The following is a 20628-nucleotide window of genomic DNA, read 5'->3' as shown; positions in this document are numbered from 1 at the left end:
GTTAGGTTTATGGCAGTGACGAGATTATCCGGGAAACAGAAAGCCGCCATTTTAATAGTTTCACTGGGCCCCGAAATAGCAGCCAATATCTACAAATTTTTAAAAGAGGAAGAAATTGAACAATTGACCCTGGAAATAGCCAGCCTAAAAAAGGTTTCTTCCGAGGAGAAAAACGCTATAATCGAAGAGTTTCACCAGATGCTGATGGCACAGAATTACATAACCCAGGGGGGGATTGATTATGCCAAAGAAATACTGGAAAAAGCCCTGGGCACTCAAAAGGCCATAGAAATAATCAATCGCCTCACATCCTCCCTGCAGGTTAGGCCTTTTGACTTTATTAGAAAAGCGGATCCTTCTCAGCTTATGAATTTTTTACAAAATGAAAATGCCCAGACCATAGCCCTCATCATGACTTATTTAAATCCGGAACAGGCTGCTTCTCTTTTATCTTCGCTTCCGCCCGAAAAGCAGGTTGACATCGCCCGGCGTATAGCTACCATGGACAGGACATCCCCGGACATAATACTTGAAGTGGAAAAGGTACTGGAGCGCCAGCTGGCTTCTGTGGTTACCGAAGATTACACCAATGTGGGCGGCATTCAGACGGTGGTAAATATATTAAACAACGTGGACAGAGGTACCGAGAAGAATATTATTGAGGCTCTGGAAGTTGATGATCCGGACCTTGCCGAAGAAATCCGGCGCAGAATGTTTGTCTTTGAGGATATACTCAGTCTGGACAACAGGGCCATACAGCGCACCTTGAGGGAAGTGGATAATCAGGACCTGATTCTTGCATTGAAAGGCGCCAGTGAGGAAGTGAAGAAAAAGATCTTCAGCAACATGTCTAAAAGGCAGGTTGAAATGGTCAACGAGGACATGCAGTACATGGGTCCTGTCAGGCTGCGCGATGTGGAGGAAGCCCAGCAAAAGATCGTAAACATCATAAGAAAACTGGAGGATGCAGGAGAGATCATCATATCCAGGGGCGGGGGTGATGAAATAATTGTCTAAAGTATTAAAATATGTCGAGATAAAAAACGAAAACCCATTCATATTGAAGGATTTTCGGCAGAGGATGGCGGGCGAAAACCCCCCACCCGCTTTAGACAGACTGCAGTGGATCCACGGCAAATTTCGGGAGTATGAGGCGCAGCTCATGGAAGGTGCCGTACAGCGTGCTCAGGAGATTGTTGCTGAAGCAAAAAAGGAAGCCGAAAGGGTTATAAGCAATGCCCTGGCGGATAAGGAAAGGATTGAAAAAGAGGCCTACGAGAGAGGATATGAGGAAGGGTACCGCAAGGGCCTGGAGTTGTCTCGAAAAGAGAATGAGGCGTTGTGGGCGGACAAATTATCCCAGTTCAACAAATTGAGACAAGAACTCACAGAGCAGAATCGGGAATTTAGGAATTACCTGGAAAGAGAGGCTGTAAAATTAGCCCTTTTTGTGGCCGAAAAAGTAATCGGCCAAAAGGTGGAAACCGATTTAGATAGTCTTGTGGGTCTTGTAAAACAAGGGCTGCAGAAAGCCGGAGAAGAGCGTGACATAGTAATCAGACTTTGCGACAGCGATTTTGAAAGGATAAGTATGTTAAAGAAAGATTTGTACCGTTTAAAACCCGGCGTTAAGAAAATAAATCTGATTAGGGATCCGACGCTTACACCCGGTGATTGCATAATAGAGAGCGATTACTTTGAGATAGATGCGGGAATACATGCTCAGGTCGAAAACATACGACAGGTACTGAAGGAAATGGATGTCATCGATAATGGATAATTCCATTTTTGATTATGTTTATTCAATAATTGAAAATACCATGACAATCAGGCCGAAAGGCAGGATTTCCAAGATTGTAGGCCTTACCATTGAATCTCAGGGCCCACCCGTGGAACTTGGTGAAATCTGCACCATAAAAACCGAAAAGAAAGACAGAAAAATCCTGGCTGAAGTAGTGGGTTTTAGAGAAAAAAACGTGATTTTAATGCCTCTTGGCGAAATAGACAATGTGGGTCCGGGATGCGAGGTGGAAGCCAGCGGTAAAAAATTGACGGTCCCGGTAAGCAGAGATCTTTTAGGCAGGGTGCTGGACGGCCTGGGTTATCCCATAGATGGCAGGGGGCCGATTAAAGCCGAAGACCAATACCCGGTGGTAAATGCCCCGCCCAATCCTCTTGAGAGAAAACCTATCAGAACTCCGCTCCCCTTTGGCATAAAAGCCATCGACGCCCTTTTGACTTGCGGAGCGGGGCAAAGGGTGGGTATATTTGCAGGCAGCGGAGTGGGCAAGAGCACACTCCTCGGGATGATCGCCCGGAACACAAAAGCCGACGTTAATGTAATCGCACTGGTAGGAGAACGGGGCAGGGAATTAAATGAATTCATTCAAAAGGATCTGGGAGAAGAAGGATTGCATAGGTCCGTTATAGTCGTATCGACTTCTGATAGACCGCCTCTTGTCAGAACCAAAGCTGCTTTTACAGCCACAGCCATAGCCGAATATTTTAGGGATCAAGGTTTAAACGTGATGCTGATGATGGATTCGGTCACCAGGTTTGCTATGGCCCAGAGGGAAGTGGGTCTGGCGGCGGGAGAGCCTCCGGTGACCCGGGGCTACACACCGTCGGTTTTCGCCATACTTCCTAAACTGCTGGAAAGGGCCGGGACTTCCTCCCGAGGTTCCATCACCGGCGTCTATACGGTTCTGGTCGACGGAGACGACTTTAACGAACCCATATCCGATGCTGTAAGAGGCATCCTCGACGGCCACATAGTATTATCAAGAACCCTGGCCAACAGAAACCACTACCCCGCAATAGATGTGCTTGCAAGCATCAGCCGGTTAATGAACGATATTGTCAGCGATGAACATAAAAGACTTTCAGGAAGAGTTAAAAACATCCTTTCCGTTTACCGGGAGGCGGAGGACTTAATAAATATCGGTGCCTATGTGCGCGGCAACAATCTCGGTATAGATGAATCTATCAAGTATATTGAAAAAATCCGGAGTTTCCTGCGGCAGGAAGTGGGAGAAAAGGTGGGTTACGAGGAAACTTTAAACCTCCTGCGGGCCATTTTTGAGGGGGAAGACGGCCATGAGGAAATTTAAATTTAAGCTCCAAACTCCTCTCAAAGTAAGACAGCTGATTGAACAGACCAATAAACAAAAATTGTCCCAGGCCATCGCCCTCAAAAAGAGGGAAGAACAGGATTTAAATAAACTGCAGGAAGCCGATTTGATGGTAAGGGCACAGCTCGATTCCCATCTGGCAGATTTCATAAACAGTGCGGATCTTACATTTTTTCATGAATACCTTACTGATTTAGGTTTTCGCATAAAGCGCCAGAGAGAAAAGTTGCAGGAGGCCGAAAAGCTGTATGAACTCGCCCGCCTCGCCTTCATTGCATCAAGAAAGGAAAGAAAAGTGCTTGAAAGGGTTAAAGAGAAAAAGTTTGAATTGTATTTAATTGATGCAAACAGGGAGGAGCAAAAAATAAGCGATGAAATGGCCATCCTCAACGCCTGCCGGAAAGAGGGTGAATTTGAATAGTGGATATATTCAGCGCCAAGAATGTGATTGCCGGTTTGATAATCTTTATTATAATAATTTTGCTGTTCCTGAGCGTTTTCGCCTTTTTTACACTGAGAAATGCCGATACATCAAACCCGGTTTTAAAGAGCATAGCCTCCAGGGTGCCGTTTTTTGGCGGACGGTTGAAAGAATCCGCCCAAACAAATGAAATTGAGAAGCAGCGAAAAATGTTCGAAGAAGAGCAAAAAAGAATTCAAACCGAATGGGAGAACATTGCCAGGCAGAAAGAGGAATTAAAAGCAAAGGAAGCGGAACTTTCCAAAAGAGAGCAAGAGTTAAAATCAAGGGAAAGCGATATTACCGCAAAACAATCTCAGCTTGAAATGAATTTAAAAAACATCAAAGAAATTGCCCAGTATTATGAGTTGATGGAGCCTTCCAGTGCTGCAAAAATTTTAGCAGCCATGGATGACGAGCTCATCATTCAGATATTGAAAAATATGAAAAAAGACGTGGCGTCCCAGATCCTTGCAAACATGGATCCCCAAAAAGCAGCCCGCATCACTAAAAAGATGAGCGGAATATGAGGAATATAATATTGCAGCCAAAAAGAAGTTCATGGAAAGGAGGTGATAAAATGGGTGCCGATGTTCAGGCAGTGGTTGAACTTTTGAATGCAGATTTCACAACTCCGCCGAAGTCAAAAGGCGACGGCTGCCGGGTGGCCGGATTATTTGGAAAAATGGTCGAAGATTATAGAGACGTATTCGGAAGCGGCGTTCTCGGTTCAGGCATCAATATGAACGCATGGCTGCTCCTTTTGTTTAATCAGCTTATCCCGGGCAAAATCACCGACTCGGATCTCGGTTCCACCATGGATGAACTTACCCGCAAATGGGATAATTTATCAATAAAGGTGGAAGGGTTTCAGCCGAACGGCGAATTAATAAAAAACCTCTGGCAGAGCCTGCTGCGGGAATTTGATGTAAGCGGCATTATAAACCAGGATACGCTGAACAAGTTTTATCATGTTTTAAAAGTATACATGCCCGAGCTTGCAAAAGTGGATTTTAATGTTTTTCGCGGCAAGGTTGAAGAATTGATTAAAGCCAAAGATACAAAGCTGGCGGGAACAGTTAAAAAAGGTGCGGATGTTTCCGCGGCGGGATCTCTCGCAAAATACGATGAAACAAAGACGCCTGTATTTTCAACAATGCCGTGGCAAACTTCCGAAAGCCCCAAATCCACCGAATTCCTGCCGGAGCCGGAAAGAGGAAATGAACTCATTAAAGTTAGAGGAATGTTAACAGGTGAGGCGGTTAATACTTCGGAACAAGAACATGATTTAACAAAACTATTGCAACAAAGTCCGGTAAACTCTGCGCACAAGGAGCAGGCGGACCCTTTCAACCCTTTCAATCATCCTTATTTTCTCCGGTTTAGCGAAAGACGCGGTAATGAAGCATCGCCCGGTGACGCTGCAAAAAGCCACGCCGATTTCAAAATAAAGTGGGACATGCCTCCCAAGACAGCGGAAATTATAGAACAGATAGCCGGAAAAGTACAACTGGCGTACAAAGGAGAGGAGAGGCTGGTAAGCGTTCGGTTAAAACCGGAGCACCTGGGCCAGGTACTTATTAAAGTAATTTCGGAAAGGAATAACTTGCGTGTGGAGCTGTTTATAGAAGACAGCTACGTGAGGGAAGCTCTTCAGGCTCATGCCCAGGAATTTAAAAATCAGATGCAGCAACAGGGTTATACGCTGACGGAACTAAGTGTTTATCAGCTGGCTGAAGGCTCAAACGGCGGCGCCTTTGGACATGATTTTGCGGGAAACGGCGGGTTTAACAACGCGAAGAAACTCCGATACGGTGTTAGGAATTCGGAAGAAAAAATACAGGAAATAGTGGAGAAAAATTATGACCTGGGCTTAGAAAACGACAGCAGCATAAATTATGTGGTGTAGGGAGGGTTATGATGGTAGAGGTAAATACGTATTATTCCATTGATGGGCGGGAACAACCAAAAACCGGTAAAGCCGGTATGGCAAACCTGGGAAAGGACGACTTCCTCCGGCTTCTGGTGACGGAACTCCGGAATCAGAATCCTCTGGAGCCCCTGGACAGCAAAGAATACATAGCACAGCTGGCCCAGTTCAGCTCACTGGAGCAGATGCAAAATTTGAATTTTCAACTGGCGAGCCTTTCGGCGGTAAACGTAATTGGAAAAACCGCAAAGGCGTTTGACGGAGAAAAGGAGGTTACTGGAGTAATTAATGGAGTACTTTTTGAAAAGAACGGCTTGAAGCTGATTATCGGCGAAGATGAAGTAAAGGTTCCCATGGAAAACGTATACGAAATCAGGTAAATGAGGGATGGAAGAGGATATGCAGGATTATGTCAGGTTTTCTCCGGGGATTAACGGGGTTCGACCGGCTCCTCAAGGAGTGCAAAGACAGCATGGCCCCTCGGAGGGCGAAGGATTCCGGGAAATATTGCAGGAAAAGCTTTCCGAGAAGAGCCTGAAGATATCCCACCACGCCCAGATGCGAATGAACATGAGGAACATTCATTTGAGCTCGGCTCAAATGGCTCAACTGACCGATGCCGTCAACAGGGCCGAGCAAAAGGGCGTAAAAGAGTCGCTCATATTGATGAATGATTTGGCTTTTGTGGTGAGCATAAAAAACAGGACCGTGATTACCGCTATAGACGGTCCCGGCATTAAAGAAAACGTGTTTACAAATATTGACGGTGCCGTCATAATATGAGCCGGACCGCAAGGGGGCTCAAAGCTCCGGAATGACCGAAGGAGCTGGCACCAAATTAAAGGAGGATTTTAATTAATATGATGCGGTCTATGTTTTCAGCCGTAACTGGCCTGAGAAATCATCAGGTAAAAATGGATGTCATCGGCAACAATATAGCCAATGTAAATACCGTGGGGTTCAAAAAGAGCCGGGTAACCTTTCAGGACGCGCTCAGCCAGACCATGAGGGGGGCGTCGTCACCTCAGGCAAACCGGGGAGGAACCAATCCCATGCAGGTGGGCTTGGGCATGACCATTGCCTCTATCGATACCATACACACTCCGAGCAGCCTGGAGTCCACCGGAAACATGACAGACCTGGCAATCGAAGGCGACGGTTTCTTTATATTGAGCGATGGGAGCGATAAGCTTTATACCAGAGCAGGAAACTTCGGGTTTGATGAGGAAGGCAATCTAGTAAATCCTTCCAATGGACTAAAGGTATTGGGCTGGCAGTATGATCTGACCGGTACAACGCCGACAAACAAGTCGCCTCAGAACATTGGCGGTATAGTTATAAAAAAAGGTATGATGATCCCGGCTAAAGCAACCACCGCCGTCAGCTTCTACAAAAATTTAAATGACGGCGATCCCGGGGGGACTACTTACGCTTTACCTTTTAAAGTATATGATTCAAAGGGAAATCCCCATAATCTGACCATAAGGTTTACCAGAAGGGATCCTGCCACCGACCCAAATACATGGGATTTCGTCATAGATACAGATGACGGTACAATTACCAACAACACGGGTACATTAGTATTCAATCCTGACGGAAGTATAGACCCAGCTTCACTTCCAACTAACCCTGTAAATATTACGATAACCGGCGCCGACCAGATTTCTTTTTCCCTGGATTTCACCCAGGTCACCCAGTATGCCAGAGAGACTTCTATAGACATTTCTTCTCAAGACGGCTATCCAGCTGGAACCCTGACCGGAATTTCTCTGGATACCACGGGTACCATAACGGGAGTCTTTGACAACGGCCAGAACCGTGAACTGGCTCAGATAGCCCTGGCCAATTTCGACAACCCGGGCGGGCTTATCAAGGCCGGTCAAAACATGTACCGCTACTCAAACAACTCCGGTGAACCCCAGGTCGGCACGCCGGGTACCGGCGGCAGGGGCACGGTATCTCCGGGTTCCCTTGAAATGTCCAATGTGGATCTATCTGAGGAGTTCACCCAGATGATAATCACCCAGCGGGGATTTCAGGCAAATTCCAGGATAATCACTGCTTCTGATGAACTGCTTCAAGAACTGGTAAACCTTAAGAGATAAAGCGTAATCTAATTTGCCGCATTTGACAAAGATGATGAAATAGCCCCGGGCTTGACGGGGTGTCAGGCCCGGGGAAATGGGGTGTTGTTCGTTGATAGAACTTACAAAATTAAACGGGAGGACATTTGTCCTCAACGCCGAGTTGATAGAGACCATTGAATCCGCTCCCGATACGATCATAACTTTGACCGCGGGGAAGAAAATCGTGGTCCAGGAGACGAGGGAAGAGGTAGTAAATAAAGTAATAGACTACAGGAGGAAAATCAACGGCAATTTATAAACTTTGAAGGGAAGTTATGCTATGGATCTCGCAACTATAATAGGTATTGTCAGCGGCCTGGTCATTTTCATATGGGCCATTTACATGGGCGGAACTTTAAGCGCTTTTATCAACATACCGTCCGCTCTGATTGTTTTTGGAGGCGTGCTGGCCGCCACGCTGGTGAATTACCCTCTGTCAAAGTTGATAGATGTGCTTAAAATCTTAAAAATAGTTTTTATGGAAAAGCAGATGGAAGCCGGTGAAGTGATAAAAACCATCGTAAACCTGGCGGAAACGGCCAGGAGAGAAGGCCTGCTGGCTCTCGAGGAGGCGGCGTACCAGCTCAAGGACGACTTCATGCAAAAAGGCATACTGCTGATAGTAGACGGCACCGATCCGGAACTGGTGAAGAGCATACTGGAGACTGAGCTGGCCTTTCTGGAAGAGAGGCACAGGGAGGGCCAGAGCATTTTCGAAACCATGGGAGCCCTGGCACCCGCTTTTGGCTTGATAGGCACCATAATAGGGCTTATTAATATGCTGAAACAGCTTGACAACCCCAGCGCGGTTGGGCCGGGCATGGCGGTGGCCTTAATAACCACCTTTTACGGAGCGACCTTTGCCAATCTATTGTTCATTCCCATTGCGGGAAAGCTCAAAGTCAGGAGCCGTGAAGAAATTCTCCTGAAGCAGGTAATGATAGAGGGGATGCTGTCGATTCAAGCGGGAGAAAACCCGCGGATTATAGAAGAAAAACTAAAGGCGTTCCTTTCGCCGAAAAAGCGAAACAACTTAAAGCCATCCAACAGGGCGGAAAGTGGTGAAGATCTTGCCTGGCAGCAGACGACAAAATAACCGCGAAGAAAATGCTCCGGGGTCGCCGCTATGGATGACTACTTATGGCGATTTAATGACTCAGATATTAATATTTTTTGCACTTTTGTTTGCACTCTCCAACATCGACACAAAAAAATTTGACCTGGCCATCACTTCCCTGCAAGGGTCCCTGGGTATACTGGAAACCGGTCCGGCCGTCAGTGAGGGGAATTTAGTCGGGGCCGGGGAAATGGGTGAATCTTTGAAATCGGTTCAGGAACAAAGGCAGATGGAAAACCTTGAACAGAATCTGGAGGAAATCCTGAGCCGCAGCCAGATAAAAGGGGTCCAGGTCAATATGGAGGAAAGGGGCATAGTGGTGAGATTTACGGAGGGTGTGCTTTTCGACTCGGGAAAAGCAGATCTTAAAAAGGAAGCAATCAGTATTTTGGACAGGATCGTGCCCGTATTGAAAAACAGCCATAGACAGATAAGGGTTGAAGGCCACACCGACAATGTCCCTATAAATACTCCGGAGTTTCCATCAAACTGGGAACTTTCGACCACCAGGGCCGTAAACGTGGTCAGGTACCTTATTGAAAAGCATAATTTTTCGCCGTACATCCTGTCGGCGGCGGGTTACGGCGAATACAGGCCGATCGCCCCCAATGATTCTGAAAAGCACAGGGCAATGAATCGAAGGGTTGACATCGTCATATTAAAATCGGTGTCCGAATCCGAAGAACCCAGGTAAAGGAGGCAAAGGTTATGGCAACAGTACAGCCGGGGCAAAAAAAGGGAATAGAATTGAAAAAAGTAATTTTAGTAATACTCGTCTTATTCATATTGATGCTGATTACTACATCCATAGCCTATGTGGTGGCAAGATACGCATCGAGTGAGGGGCGCCCAAAAGCCGTTGAACTCCAAAACAAATATATCACCTACCCTGCAGGAGATTTTTTGACAAATCTATCTGACAGAGGTTACATAAAAGTGTCCCTCGTTTACCTGTTAAGCGACAAAGAAGTCGAAAAAGAGATAAAATCCAAGGACTATGAAATAAGGGACAGGATTTTTTCAATTCTGAGATCCAAAAATTTCGACGGCGTAAAAGACAGCAAGGGAATGGAAGAATTGCGGAAGCAGATAAAGGAATCCATTAACGCCATACTGTCAAGCGGAGAGGTCGAAGATGTATTTTTTACAAGCATTATAGTAAATTGAATCAAGGGGGAAAAAATCTTGTCTGACATACTTTCCCAGAGTGAAATAGACGCTCTCCTTGCGGCGTTATCCAAGGGCGAAGTAAAGGCCGAAGAAATAAAAAAAGAAGATTCCAGCAAAAAGATAAAGACCTATGACTTCAAGAGGCCGAACAAATTTTCAAAAGAACAACTGCATACACTGAGTATGATTCATGAGAATTTCGCCAGGCTCCTGACGACTTATTTATCCGCTCAATTGAGGACCCTGGTCCAGGTGAGCGTATTTTACGTTGAACAGATGACTTATAATGAATTTATTTCTTCTATACCAAATCCCTCCATAATTGCGGTGGTGGATTTTTCCCCCTTGAAGGGTGCAGGCATGATAGAAATCAATCCATCGGTAGCTTTCGCCATCGTCGATAGATTGCTGGGGGGAATGGGAGAATATAAAGAAAAACTGCGTGAACCTACAGAGATAGAAAGCGGCATATTGGAAAAAATTTTTGTGAAAATGACAAAAATTTTACATGACGCCTGGATAGATATAACTGAAATAAACCCCACCATAGGCAAGCTTGAGACAAACTCCCAGTTTATTCAACTGGTGTCGCCGAATGAGGCGGTGGCTCTGATTACGTTCAATGCGAAAGTGGGCAAAGCCGAAGGTATGATAAACATCTGTATCCCTCATATTGTCATAGAGCCTATCATATCAAAATTGTCTACCAAAATATGGCTTTCGAACACCAAAAAAGACAGCACTGAGAAAAATATCTTTTCACTGAGCGGCAAAGTGATTAAAACCAGGGCAGAAATACGGGCTGAAATAGGAAGAACGCATATTACCGTGGGGGATTTTATCAACCTGAAAGCCGGCGATGTCATAACTCTGGATAAAAATGTAAGAAATGAAGCGGACATCTACGTACAAAACAGGCTGAAATTTAAGGGTATGATAGGTATTTACAACAATAAGATGGCTGTAAAAATTACAAAATCGGTCACGGAAGGGGAGGAATCCAATGGATGATCAGCTGTTATCCGATGATGAAATAAGAGAGCTCATCAGAAGTCAAAACGAGGCCGCTCTGACAAGAGAAGAAATTGACGCTCTGGGAGAAATAGGCAATATTTCCATAGGAACTTCGGCCACCACCCTGTATTCACTGCTCCGCAACAAGGTTGTCATAACAACCCCGCATGTGAGCATAACAAGCATGAAAAAATTAAAAGAGTTGTACCCCATGCCTTTCATAGTCGTGGAAGTCGACTACACGAAGGGATTGCATGGCAGCAACCTGATGATCATAAAAGAAGAGGACGCCAAGATCATCGCCGATCTCATGATGGGCGGCGATGGTAAAAATACGGACTTTCAGCTGGATGACCTGAGGCTTAGCGCAGTTGGAGAAGCCATGAACCAGATGATGGGGTCGGCAGCCACTTCTCTATCGACAATGTTGAAAAAGGATATTAACATATCGCCGCCGAGAGTGGTAAAAATCAATTTTGCCAGTGATTCTTTAAAGGGGTACTTTGAGGAAAATGAAGAGATAGTAAATATTTCGTTTAAGATGGAAGTCGGCGATTTCCTGAAAAGTGAAATTATGCAGTTAATGCCCATCGGTTTTGCTAAAACTCTTGTAGAATATGTTTACAATCAATACGGCGATACAAAAAATGTGGAGGAGCCGGCCATGCCGGCGCAAAGCGCTGCTGCTGAACCAAAACAGGCGCCTGCACCGCAGGGTTTGGAGCAAAAAACGGGAGGTCATGAAAAGGGGAAAGTTGTAACGGTTACCCCGGTTCAATTTGAAAACTTTGAACCCGAACAAACAATTCCTCATAACGCAAGCCTGGATTTAATTATGGACGTCCCCCTGGAAGTCACCGTTGAACTGGGGAGAACGGTAAAAACAATAAAAGATATACTGGAGTTCGGTCCCGGCACCATTGTGGAACTGAATAAGATGGCCGGAGAACCTGTGGATATCTTGATAAATGGAAAGTTTGTTGCAAAGGGTGAAGTGGTGGTCATTGACGAAAATTTTGGCGTTAGAATTACGGAAATCGTAAATTCTATGGAAAAAGTTAACAGCTTACAGTAAATTGGGAGGATGAGTTTGATGGGTGGAATTCTGATAGTAGATGACGCGGCTTTTATGCGGATGATGATCAAGGATATATTGACTAAAAACGGCTATCAGGTGGTTGCGGAAGCCGAAAACGGCGCTGTGGCCGTTGAGAAATACCAGGAGTTCAAGCCAAATCTTGTAGTAATGGATATTACAATGCCGGAGATGGATGGAATTGAAGCAGTAAGAAAAATAAAGGCATTGGACCCCACTGCAAGAATAATTATGTGTTCTGCCATGGGACAGCAGGCGATGGTAATAGATGCCATCCAGGCTGGCGCCAGGGACTTTATTGTTAAACCTTTCCAACCGGAAAGGGTCCTGGAGGCGGTAAAAAAGGCTCTAAGTTAAAGGATAAATTAAAAGAAGGTATATTTTATGAAAAAATCGATTATCTTTTTTTTAATCCACTCGGCAGGAATTCTCGTCATGGGGGAGATAAGCGGGTATGCGTCTCCAATGGATGTAAACAACCTGAAGAATTACAATTTTGAAAACCTCCAGAGACCGCAGATACAAAATTATTCAATAATTGACGGTGCACTGACTCTTTTTGTCTACCTTTTGTTTTTCATACTCATTTGCCTCCTGGCCTATGTAACCACCAGGTGGCTGGCAAAGCACCAGGGACATTTGCGGCTTAAAAGCAAATACATGGAGGTCATCGACCATTTACCTTTAGGCAACAATCGCATGATTTACATTATTAAAGCGCCCCAGGGGTTATTAATGGTGGGGGCGTCGGAAAAGGGGCTTTGCATCCTGGATAAGCTGGGAGAAAAAGAAACTGAATTGATTAACGATGTGGAAGCAGATTTCAAGTTAATGAATGCCGGCGATTTTGCGGGCCATTTGGACGGTATATTAAAAAAAGTCAGGGAGCATCTGGGGAAAACAAAGAACGGTGAGGGTGCATGAGAAAATATTTTAAATTGCTGCTAAAAACGGGAGTATCGAGCTGGCTGATGTTAAGTTATGGGAAGACGGCATATGCGGCACCGCAGTTGCCGATTCCTTCTATACACTTCATTCAGCCAGCCCAAAATCCAGCCCAAACGGCTCTAACTCTGCAAATTATACTTCTCCTGACCATTCTTTCACTTGCGCCGTCTATTCTGATTATGATGACATCATTCACGCGTATCATCGTGGTGCTCTCGTTTGTTCGAAACGGTCTGGGGATGCAGCAGGTGCCGCCCAACCAGGTCCTGATCGGCCTTGCGCTGTTTATGACCGTTTTTGTCATGGCCCCGGTCTGGAGCAATATCAACACCCAGGCCCTTCAGCCATATATGAAACAAGAGATAACCACAGAAGAAGCTCTGCAACGCGCTCAGCAGCCCTTAAGGGATTTTATGTTCAGGCAAACAAGAGAAAAAGACCTGGCGCTATTCCTGCACTATGCCAATTTGCAGAAGGAAGTTAAAACTCTTGAAGACGTACCCACGTATGTTTTGATCCCGGCTTTTATCATAAGCGAGCTAAAAACGGCCTTTCAGATGGGATTTGTTATATTTATACCATTTTTGGTAATAGACATCATTGTTTCAAGCACATTGATGTCCATGGGCATGCTGATGTTGCCGCCCATAATGATATCTTTGCCCTTTAAAATACTGCTGTTCGTCATGGTGGACGGGTGGAACCTTGTAATCAATTCACTTATAGCTGGATTTCGTTGATTAAGCGGGGTGTAATTTAAGTTGACGCAGGAAATGGTATTACATCTAGGTCAGCAGGCTTTAACCGTAGCGTTACTGGTATCCGCACCCATTCTGGGTCTCGGCATGCTGGTGGGGATATTTGTGAGCATTCTGCAGGCCACGACTCAGATCCAGGAACAGACGCTGACTTTTGTGCCCAAAATTATTGCCGTGATGGTGGCCATGATAGTATTTGGGCCGTGGATGCTAAATATTATATTACAATTTACATTCGACCTTTTTTCTCAACTGCCTGCTTTTATCTATTGAACTACCGGTGACGCGGCATGAACACATGGTTTTTCGAACAGGGGTTAATAAAATTTTTGCTGGTGTTATTCAGATGTATGGGCTTTTTAATGCTTACACCGGTTTTTGGAAGGCGTGAGTTTCCAGTCCAGGCGAGGATAGGTTTAGCCGCATTGCTTTCTTTTATCATTTACCCGTTAGCCACCGAAATTTCTTATACCGGCGGTTTATGGGACCTTGCGATTTTGGCTGTAAAAGAAACTACGGTGGGTGTTGCTGTAGGGTATATAACATTGCTCATGTTTTCGGCATTATATGTCGCCGGCGAAATAATAGATATGCAAATGGGTTTTGGAATAGTGAATGTAATAGATCCCCAGAGCAGCAATCAGGTGCCTTTGATGGGAAATTTCTACTATATTGTCACCATACTCGTCTTTTTAACCGTAAACGGCCATCATGTGTTAATTTCGGCCATAATAAAGAGCTTTGAAATTGTTCCGCTGGGGAAGGCCATTTTCACAGGCAATTTGTTTAGCGCAATTAGATCGAGTTTTGTGGACATGTTTTCAATCGGTGTGAAGGTCAGTTTTCCGGTTGTGTCGATGATATTTTTAACCGACCTGGCCCTGGGAATCATCGCCAGAACAGTACCCCAGATGAATGTTTTCATAGTGGGTCTTCCATTAAAGATATTTGTGGGCATTGTGGGAATGATTTTTGTTTTTCCAATGTTTATAGTGGCCCTGGATGTTATTTTTAACGGCGCATATGACAATATTCTTTTAATATTGCGGGGAATGTTAAAGGGACCATGAACCTTCAGCTGTTTGCACAGGAAAAAACAGAGAAGGCAACCCCAAGAAGAAGGCAAAAAGCCCGGGAAAGAGGCCAGGTATTCTCCAGCAGAGAATTGAATTCTGCCATTATATTGCTGGCGGCCTTTTCACTGCTAAAAATCTTTGGGGATTATATAATACAAAACCTTTTGGGTTTTTTTAAAGACATTTTGACCAACTACGCAAATAGAGAGGATTTATACAGTGTTTTACAAATATCAGCCCTTTTTCGGAAAATGCTGGAATTTATCGGAAAAGTGGCGGCGCCTGTGGGCCTGGCGATTACAGCAGCGGGCATTTTTGCCAATTACCTTCAGATAGGTTATGTTTTCAGCCTTGAACCCATTTTGCCGAAGCTGGACAGAATAAATCCCTTTGAAGGATTGAAACGTATATTCTCCAGAAGGAGTCTGGCTGAGCTTATAAAATCCGTATTTAAAATATTGGTTGTGGGTTATGTTGTCTATGGCGCTTTAATGAATGTCAAGGAAGAATTCCCGCTTATGCTGGATATGGATGTGAATTCCTCGTTTGTAGTACTTAGCAATACGGCCTTCAATATCGGAATTAAGGCCGGTATAACCTTACTTATACTATCAGTTTTTGACTATTTTTATCAGTGGTATGAGTATGAATCCGGCTTGATGATGTCCAAGGAAGACATCAGGGAAGAGTTTAAGGAAGTGGAAGGCAATCCCCAGATAAAATCAAGAATTCGCCAGATACAGCGGCAGATGGCCAGGAACAGGATGATGCAGGATGTAAAAAAAGCCGATGTCGTTATTACAAACCCCACTCACCTGGCTGTAGCTCTTGGATACGACGCATCGGTCAATGTGGCGCCGGTAGTTCTGGCGAAGGGCCGGGATAAAACAGCCCAGAAGATAAAAGAAATAGCTGAAGAAGCAGACATACCCATAGTAGAAAACAAACCCCTTGCACAAGTATTATACAAATCGGTAGAAGTGGGCGAAATGATCCCTGAGGAACTTTATCATGCTGTGGCGGAGGTTCTCGCCTTTGTTTACGCGCTGCGGGAGGGGAGATATAATAAATGAGATTCGGAGATATGGCCGTGGCTTTGCTGGCAATTATGGTTGTAGTGATGATGGTAATACCTTTGCCCACATGGCTGTTAGATGTGCTGCTCTCTTTTAACATAACCATTTCGCTGTTGATTTTACTTATATCCATGAACATGGAAAAGCCTCTGGATTTCTCCATTTTCCCGTCGCTGTTGTTGCTTACTACAATACTCAGGCTTTCCCTCAACATATCCTCCACAAGGCTAATCCTGCTCAACGGTTTTGCCGGCAGGGTAATTGAAGCCTTCGGAAATTTTGTGGTCAGGGGGAATGTTCTGGTAGGATTTATTATATTCTTGATAATCATAGTCGTGCAATTTATCGTCATTACCAGGGGGGCCGAAAGGGTGGCCGAAGTGGCGGCCAGATTTACCCTGGATGCCATGCCTGGAAAGCAAATGAGCATAGATGCCGATTTAAACGCCGGGATTATCAGCGAAAGCGAAGCCAGACAGAGACGACAGGAAATACAGAGAGAGGCCGACTTTTACGGCGCCATGGACGGCGCCAGCAAATTCGTAAAAGGTGACGCAATTGCCGGCATAATTATTACCGTCATTAACGTCATCGGCGGCCTCATAACCGGGGTGGTTTTTCAGCAACTCGATCTGGCCACCGCCGCAAACAGATATACCCTGCTTGCGGTAGGGGACGGCCTTGTAAGTCAGATCCCGGCGCTTTTAATATCGACAGCCACCGGTATAGTCGTTACCAAAGCGGCGAGTTCCGGTAATCTGGGTGAAGATCTTGTAAAACAGCTGGTATCATATCCAAAGCTGCTTTTGATCGCTTCCGGAGTGTTGGGTATATTTGCTTTTATTCCGGGTCTTCCCCACATACCTTTTTTGATTCTGGCCGCAGCGTTTGGTTACCTGGGTTTTTCCGTAGAGAACATATCCAGGCATGAAGATATGAAAAAAGAGCAGATGCAAAAGCAAAAAGAATTGGAGGAGATGAGGAAACCGGAAAACATCTTCTCACTGCTGCAGGTGGACCCCATAGAAGTGGAATTTGGATATAACATCATTCCACTTGCTGACGTCAACCAGGGCGGAGATCTGCTGGACAGGGTGGTAATGATACGCCGCCAGTGTGCTCTTGACCTGGGAATGGTGGTGCCCATGATACGTTTGAGGGACAACATTCAATTAAAACCGAATGAATACGTTATTAAAATAAAAGGAGTCGAGGCTGCCAGGGGGGAATTAAAGACCGACCATTATATGGTGATGAACCCTACCGGCGGGCCGATAGATATAGATGGCATTGAGACTAGAGAACCGGCGTTCGGCCTTCAGGCCAAATGGATCACCGGCGACAAAAGGGAAGCGGCGGAACTCCAGGGCTATACCGTGGTTGACGCTTCATCGGTACTTGCCACTCACCTGACGGAAGTCATAAAATCTTTTGCCCACGAATTGCTGGGAAGGCAGGAAGTCAAGAACATGCTGGATAATCTTAAGGAACAGTACCCTTCGGTGGTGGAAGACCTTGTTCCCAAAGTACTTTCTCTGGGTGAAGTTCAAAAAGTCCTGTCAAATTTATTAAAGGAAAATGTTCCCATCAGGGATATGGTTACCATCCTGGAAGCGCTGGGGGACTATGCCAACCTGACAAAAGACACCGACATGCTTACTGAATATGTAAGACAAAGATTAAAGCGGGTTATTACCAGCCGCTTTGCAAACGATAAAAAAATCCAGGTCATAACCCTTGATGCCCAGCTCGAAAAACAAATACTGGATTCCATCCGTCAAAACGAGCAGGGGACATTCATTTCGCTGGAGCCTTCTGCTATTCAAAAAATACGAAATTCCCTTGCCAGGATAATAAACGAATTAAACATGAAAGGTATTTCCCCGGTGGTATTGACAAATCCGTTAGTAAGAATGTATTTCAGAAGAATTATAGAAGATTATTTTTCTTTTCTGCCGGTGCTCTCATATAATGAACTCGAACCGGGGGTTGAGGTTAAATCAGTAGGGACGGTGGTGGTTTAATGAAAATAAAGACATATATAGCAGAAAATGTCCAGGAGGCCTTTTACAAGATAAAAAACGACCTGGGCAAGGATGCGGTAATCTTGCAGACCAAATACATAAGAAGGCGGGGGCTTCTGGGCCTGTTTTCAAAGCCCATGGTTGAAGTTATCGCCGCCAATGAACTGGACGCCCCGTCAAAGTCGGCCAAGGATTCGATAAAGCCCGCGTTAAATTCGCCCGTCGGTTCGCTTCCCTATGTTAAAGAAAACAGTCTGGAAAATATTGATGAGATAAAGACGGGTCTGAATGAAGTCAGGAATATGCTCAAGGACCTATATATCGCTCAAACACAACAAACCAAAAGGCAGTCGGAAAAATTACCTACCCCCCTTAAAATTTTTTACGACAGAATGATATCAATGGAAGTGGATGAGGAACTCGTCGAGAAATTGATCGACAGCGCCCATAGAAGTCTAGAAAAAGATGGATTCAATGATAAAGCAAGAATCGCCAGAACGTTGAAAAATGAAATTATATCGTATATAGAAAAAACAAATCCGGCAGGTTCGGCCGATAAAGAACAATCAGTAATAGCCTTTGTGGGACCTACAGGCGTTGGGAAGACTACCACCATTGCAAAACTGGCGGCCAATTTCACCCTTTATGACAAAAAACGAGTGGCTCTAATGACCTCCGATACATTCAGGGTGGGTGCCATAGAGCAGTTAAAAACCTATGGAGAAATACTGGATATTCCCGTTGAAGTTATTTACAGGCCGGAAGATGTGAAAGGGATAATCAACAGGTTAAAGGGCTACGATTTTATCTTAATAGATACGATGGGTTCCAGCCCAAACAACAAAATGCAAATCAAAAAGATCAGAGGCTTGCTTGAAAATATTTGTCCTACAGAAATTCACATGGTCATAAGTGCCACCACAAAGAGTAAAGACCTGGAGGAAATTTTGAATAACTACAGGGAACTGAACTACAGGAAGATAATAGTAACCAAAATTGATGAAACCAGAAGTTACGGGCTTATCCTCAATGCCATAAATCTGACGAGCTGCGCCTTATCTTATATCACAACGGGTCAAAATGTGCCGGACGATATAAAAGTTGCTACGCCTGAAACCATTGCCGACATGATTTTGGGGGAAATCCGCGATGTATGACCAGGCTTCAAAATTAAGGCAGATTATAAACGAGAATTTTCACCGGCAAAATCAGAAATCGGCAAGCGTCAGAGTATATTCGGTGACAAGCGGTAAGGGAGGCGTGGGCAAGACGAACCTGTCGGTAAATATGGCCATAGTACTCCAAAGCCTTGGCAAAAGGGTGCTTCTAATAGACGCCGATTTGGGCCTTGCCAATGTTGACGTTGTGGCCGGGCTTTACCCAAAGTATAATATTTCTCATATCGTGAATTCGGGCAGCAGGGTAAACGATGTAATTATAGACGGCCCCATGGGCATTAAAATACTGCCAGGCGCTTCGGGGATTTACGATCTGGCAAACCTTACCGGCGCCGAGCTTAACCAATTGATTGAGGCCTTCAAAAGCATCGCTACGGCGTTTGACATAATCATAATCGATACCGGTGCCGGTATTTCGAAAAATGTTATCAGTTTCGTTCAATCATCGGACGAAGCCATTGTTGTAACCACACCGGAACCCAGCGCCGTTACCGATGCTTATGCCGTAATCAAATTAATCCATAAATGTGTGGATAGAATCCACATTATAGTGAACAGGGCTGACAATTTTAAAGAAGCAGATTTTACAGCCCAGAAAATATGCAACGCATCGCAAAAATTTTTAAATACCACTGTATATTACCTTGGATTTGTACTGGAAGACAGAACTGTTTATCTATCCAATATGAAGCAGATTCCCTTTTACATAAACTACCCCAACGGCCTTGCCTCTAAATGCATTTCCAATATAGGTAAAAAATTACTTTACGGCGGCCAAATCCCGGCTGAAGGCAATAAAACCGTTGAGAGCTGGTTTAGGAAACTAGTGTCATACATAACAAATGAAGCGAGGTTAAGGGGGGGCTGGTAATTGAATAAAGACTTGTTTCAAATAGGAATGAAAGTTAACATTGAAGTAGAAGGCCAGGAGGAAAACAGCTTTTTTCCATCAAAAATAGAGGATGTGGAACCGGAAAAACTGGTTTTAAGCATGCCGATGAAAAAAAATATGATCTATTTCATTGCTATTAACAAACCCATTAAGATATATTTTTTAAAAGGAGATTTTCTTTACTGTGTGGATGGCAAAGTCATAAATAAAACCTATTCCCCGGTTCCGCTATTAACGGCCCAACTTGTGGGACAGCCTTATAAAAATCAGCGAAGAGAATACTTTCGCCTCAAAATCTCACTGGATGTCAGTGCAAAAGTGGCCGGCAGCGAACACTGCGTAAATGGCCGCACAAGAGACCTCAGCGCCGGTGGGGCATTGCTGTTACTGCCTGAAGAAATAAAGAAGGGAGAGGTAATCGAAGTAAGACTCTCCATAAATTCAGAAGACCTCGTTCTAAAGGCTCTGGTAGTAAGGAGCGAAAAAGACCTTGAAAGAAGGGTGAATCCTTACAACGTGGCCGTACAATTCATGGAAATCGATAACAATCAAAGAGATTTTATAATCAAATTTTTACTGTCGGAACAAAGAAGGTTGCGCAAAAAAGGATTGATTTAATCAAACACGATGAT

25 protein-coding genes are annotated in these 20628 nt (G+C 44.7%); all 25 read left to right on the top strand.

Annotation, left to right across the window (positions count from 1 at the left end; all coding sequences use genetic code 11):
• Positions 1–9 precede the first annotated feature (9 nt).
• The 25 genes from fliG to ACKX14_RS06340 all read left to right on the top strand — a co-directional run bounded on the left by fliG (position 10) and on the right by ACKX14_RS06340 (position 20614).
• A complete protein-coding gene (gene fliG / locus ACKX14_RS06460) occupies positions 10–1017 on the top strand; it encodes a flagellar motor switch protein FliG (protein ID WP_422445835.1) in 1008 nt (335 codons plus the stop codon).
• Complete coding sequence (locus ACKX14_RS06455) at positions 1010–1780, top strand: FliH/SctL family protein (RefSeq protein ID WP_422445833.1); 771 nt, start codon at positions 1010–1012, stop codon at positions 1778–1780. Before fliG ends, ACKX14_RS06455 begins: the two co-directional genes overlap by 8 nt.
• Positions 1773–3110, top strand: a complete 1338-nt coding sequence (gene fliI / locus ACKX14_RS06450; RefSeq protein WP_422445831.1) for a flagellar protein export ATPase FliI — start codon at positions 1773–1775, stop codon at positions 3108–3110. The genes ACKX14_RS06455 and fliI overlap by 8 nt, the downstream gene beginning before the upstream one ends.
• The gene (gene fliJ, locus ACKX14_RS06445) at positions 3097–3552 is read left to right on the top strand and encodes a flagellar export protein FliJ (protein ID WP_422445829.1); all 456 of its coding nucleotides are present in this window, start codon (positions 3097–3099) and stop codon (positions 3550–3552) included. Before fliI ends, fliJ begins: the two co-directional genes overlap by 14 nt.
• A complete protein-coding gene (locus ACKX14_RS06440; RefSeq protein WP_422445827.1) occupies positions 3552–4121 on the top strand; it encodes a MotE family protein in 570 nt (189 codons plus the stop codon). Before fliJ ends, ACKX14_RS06440 begins: the two co-directional genes overlap by 1 nt.
• A gap of 50 nt (positions 4122–4171) precedes the next feature.
• Complete coding sequence (locus tag ACKX14_RS06435) at positions 4172–5500, top strand: flagellar hook-length control protein FliK (protein WP_422445825.1); 1329 nt, start codon at positions 4172–4174, stop codon at positions 5498–5500.
• 11 nt (positions 5501–5511) lie between these two features.
• On the top strand, positions 5512–5901 hold the full coding sequence (locus ACKX14_RS06430; protein WP_422445823.1) for a flagellar hook capping FlgD N-terminal domain-containing protein: 390 nt from the start codon (positions 5512–5514) through the stop codon (positions 5899–5901).
• A 19-nt stretch (positions 5902–5920) separates the two neighbouring features.
• A complete protein-coding gene (locus tag ACKX14_RS06425; RefSeq protein WP_422445821.1) occupies positions 5921–6304 on the top strand; it encodes a TIGR02530 family flagellar biosynthesis protein in 384 nt (127 codons plus the stop codon).
• Positions 6305–6381: 77 nt separating this feature from the next.
• Positions 6382–7626 (top strand): flagellar hook protein FlgE, encoded by a 1245-nt coding sequence (locus tag ACKX14_RS06420; protein WP_422445819.1) that lies wholly within the window; start codon positions 6382–6384, stop codon positions 7624–7626.
• A gap of 91 nt (positions 7627–7717) precedes the next feature.
• A complete protein-coding gene (locus ACKX14_RS06415; RefSeq protein WP_422445817.1) occupies positions 7718–7906 on the top strand; it encodes a flagellar FlbD family protein in 189 nt (62 codons plus the stop codon).
• Positions 7907–7927: 21 nt separating this feature from the next.
• Positions 7928–8743 (top strand): flagellar motor protein, encoded by an 816-nt coding sequence (locus ACKX14_RS06410; protein ID WP_422445815.1) that lies wholly within the window; start codon positions 7928–7930, stop codon positions 8741–8743.
• Positions 8709–9458: an OmpA family protein gene (locus ACKX14_RS06405; protein ID WP_422445813.1), complete on the top strand. Its 750-nt coding sequence runs from the start codon at positions 8709–8711 to the stop codon at positions 9456–9458. Before ACKX14_RS06410 ends, ACKX14_RS06405 begins: the two co-directional genes overlap by 35 nt.
• Positions 9459–9472: 14 nt before the next feature.
• Positions 9473–9931 (top strand): flagellar basal body-associated FliL family protein, encoded by a 459-nt coding sequence (locus ACKX14_RS06400; RefSeq protein WP_422445811.1) that lies wholly within the window; start codon positions 9473–9475, stop codon positions 9929–9931.
• A gap of 18 nt (positions 9932–9949) precedes the next feature.
• Positions 9950–10945 carry a flagellar motor switch protein FliM gene (gene fliM, locus ACKX14_RS06395; RefSeq protein WP_422445809.1) on the top strand — a complete coding sequence of 332 codons (996 nt, stop codon included), beginning with the start codon at positions 9950–9952 and terminating at the stop codon, positions 10943–10945.
• Positions 10938–12023: a flagellar motor switch phosphatase FliY gene (gene fliY, locus ACKX14_RS06390; RefSeq protein ID WP_422445807.1), complete on the top strand. Its 1086-nt coding sequence runs from the start codon at positions 10938–10940 to the stop codon at positions 12021–12023. The genes fliM and fliY overlap by 8 nt, the downstream gene beginning before the upstream one ends.
• Positions 12024–12041: 18 nt before the next feature.
• A complete protein-coding gene (locus tag ACKX14_RS06385) occupies positions 12042–12401 on the top strand; it encodes a response regulator (RefSeq protein ID WP_422445805.1) in 360 nt (119 codons plus the stop codon).
• Between the two features lie 27 nt (positions 12402–12428).
• The gene (locus tag ACKX14_RS06380; RefSeq protein ID WP_422445803.1) at positions 12429–12968 is read left to right on the top strand and encodes a flagellar biosynthetic protein FliO; all 540 of its coding nucleotides are present in this window, start codon (positions 12429–12431) and stop codon (positions 12966–12968) included.
• Positions 12965–13732 carry a flagellar type III secretion system pore protein FliP gene (gene fliP / locus ACKX14_RS06375; RefSeq protein ID WP_422445801.1) on the top strand — a complete coding sequence of 256 codons (768 nt, stop codon included), beginning with the start codon at positions 12965–12967 and terminating at the stop codon, positions 13730–13732. Before ACKX14_RS06380 ends, fliP begins: the two co-directional genes overlap by 4 nt.
• Positions 13733–13753: 21 nt before the next feature.
• Positions 13754–14023 carry a flagellar biosynthesis protein FliQ gene (gene fliQ / locus ACKX14_RS06370; RefSeq protein WP_422445799.1) on the top strand — a complete coding sequence of 90 codons (270 nt, stop codon included), beginning with the start codon at positions 13754–13756 and terminating at the stop codon, positions 14021–14023.
• 17 nt (positions 14024–14040) lie between these two features.
• On the top strand, positions 14041–14820 hold the full coding sequence (fliR, locus tag ACKX14_RS06365) for a flagellar biosynthetic protein FliR (protein WP_422445797.1): 780 nt from the start codon (positions 14041–14043) through the stop codon (positions 14818–14820).
• Positions 14817–15899 (top strand): flagellar biosynthesis protein FlhB, encoded by a 1083-nt coding sequence (gene flhB, locus ACKX14_RS06360; protein WP_422445795.1) that lies wholly within the window; start codon positions 14817–14819, stop codon positions 15897–15899. Before fliR ends, flhB begins: the two co-directional genes overlap by 4 nt.
• Positions 15896–17926, top strand: a complete 2031-nt coding sequence (gene flhA / locus ACKX14_RS06355; RefSeq protein ID WP_422445793.1) for a flagellar biosynthesis protein FlhA — start codon at positions 15896–15898, stop codon at positions 17924–17926. The genes flhB and flhA overlap by 4 nt, the downstream gene beginning before the upstream one ends.
• Positions 17926–19083, top strand: a complete 1158-nt coding sequence (gene flhF / locus ACKX14_RS06350; RefSeq protein WP_422445791.1) for a flagellar biosynthesis GTPase FlhF — start codon at positions 17926–17928, stop codon at positions 19081–19083. The genes flhA and flhF overlap by 1 nt, the downstream gene beginning before the upstream one ends.
• The gene (locus ACKX14_RS06345; protein WP_422445789.1) at positions 19076–19975 is read left to right on the top strand and encodes a MinD/ParA family protein; all 900 of its coding nucleotides are present in this window, start codon (positions 19076–19078) and stop codon (positions 19973–19975) included. The genes flhF and ACKX14_RS06345 overlap by 8 nt, the downstream gene beginning before the upstream one ends.
• Positions 19976–20614, top strand: a complete 639-nt coding sequence (locus tag ACKX14_RS06340) for a flagellar brake protein (protein WP_422445787.1) — start codon at positions 19976–19978, stop codon at positions 20612–20614. It abuts the gene before it with no gap.
• Positions 20615–20628 lie beyond the last annotated feature (14 nt).

The sequence above is a fragment of the Thermorhabdus hydrogeniformans genome (assembly GCF_049310025.1).
GTDB lineage: Bacteria > Bacillota > Thermosediminibacteria > Thermosediminibacterales > Tepidanaerobacteraceae > JBJYKD01.
The sequence above is the reverse complement of the archived record's forward strand: the minus strand, read 5'-3'. Positions and strand labels throughout refer to the sequence as shown.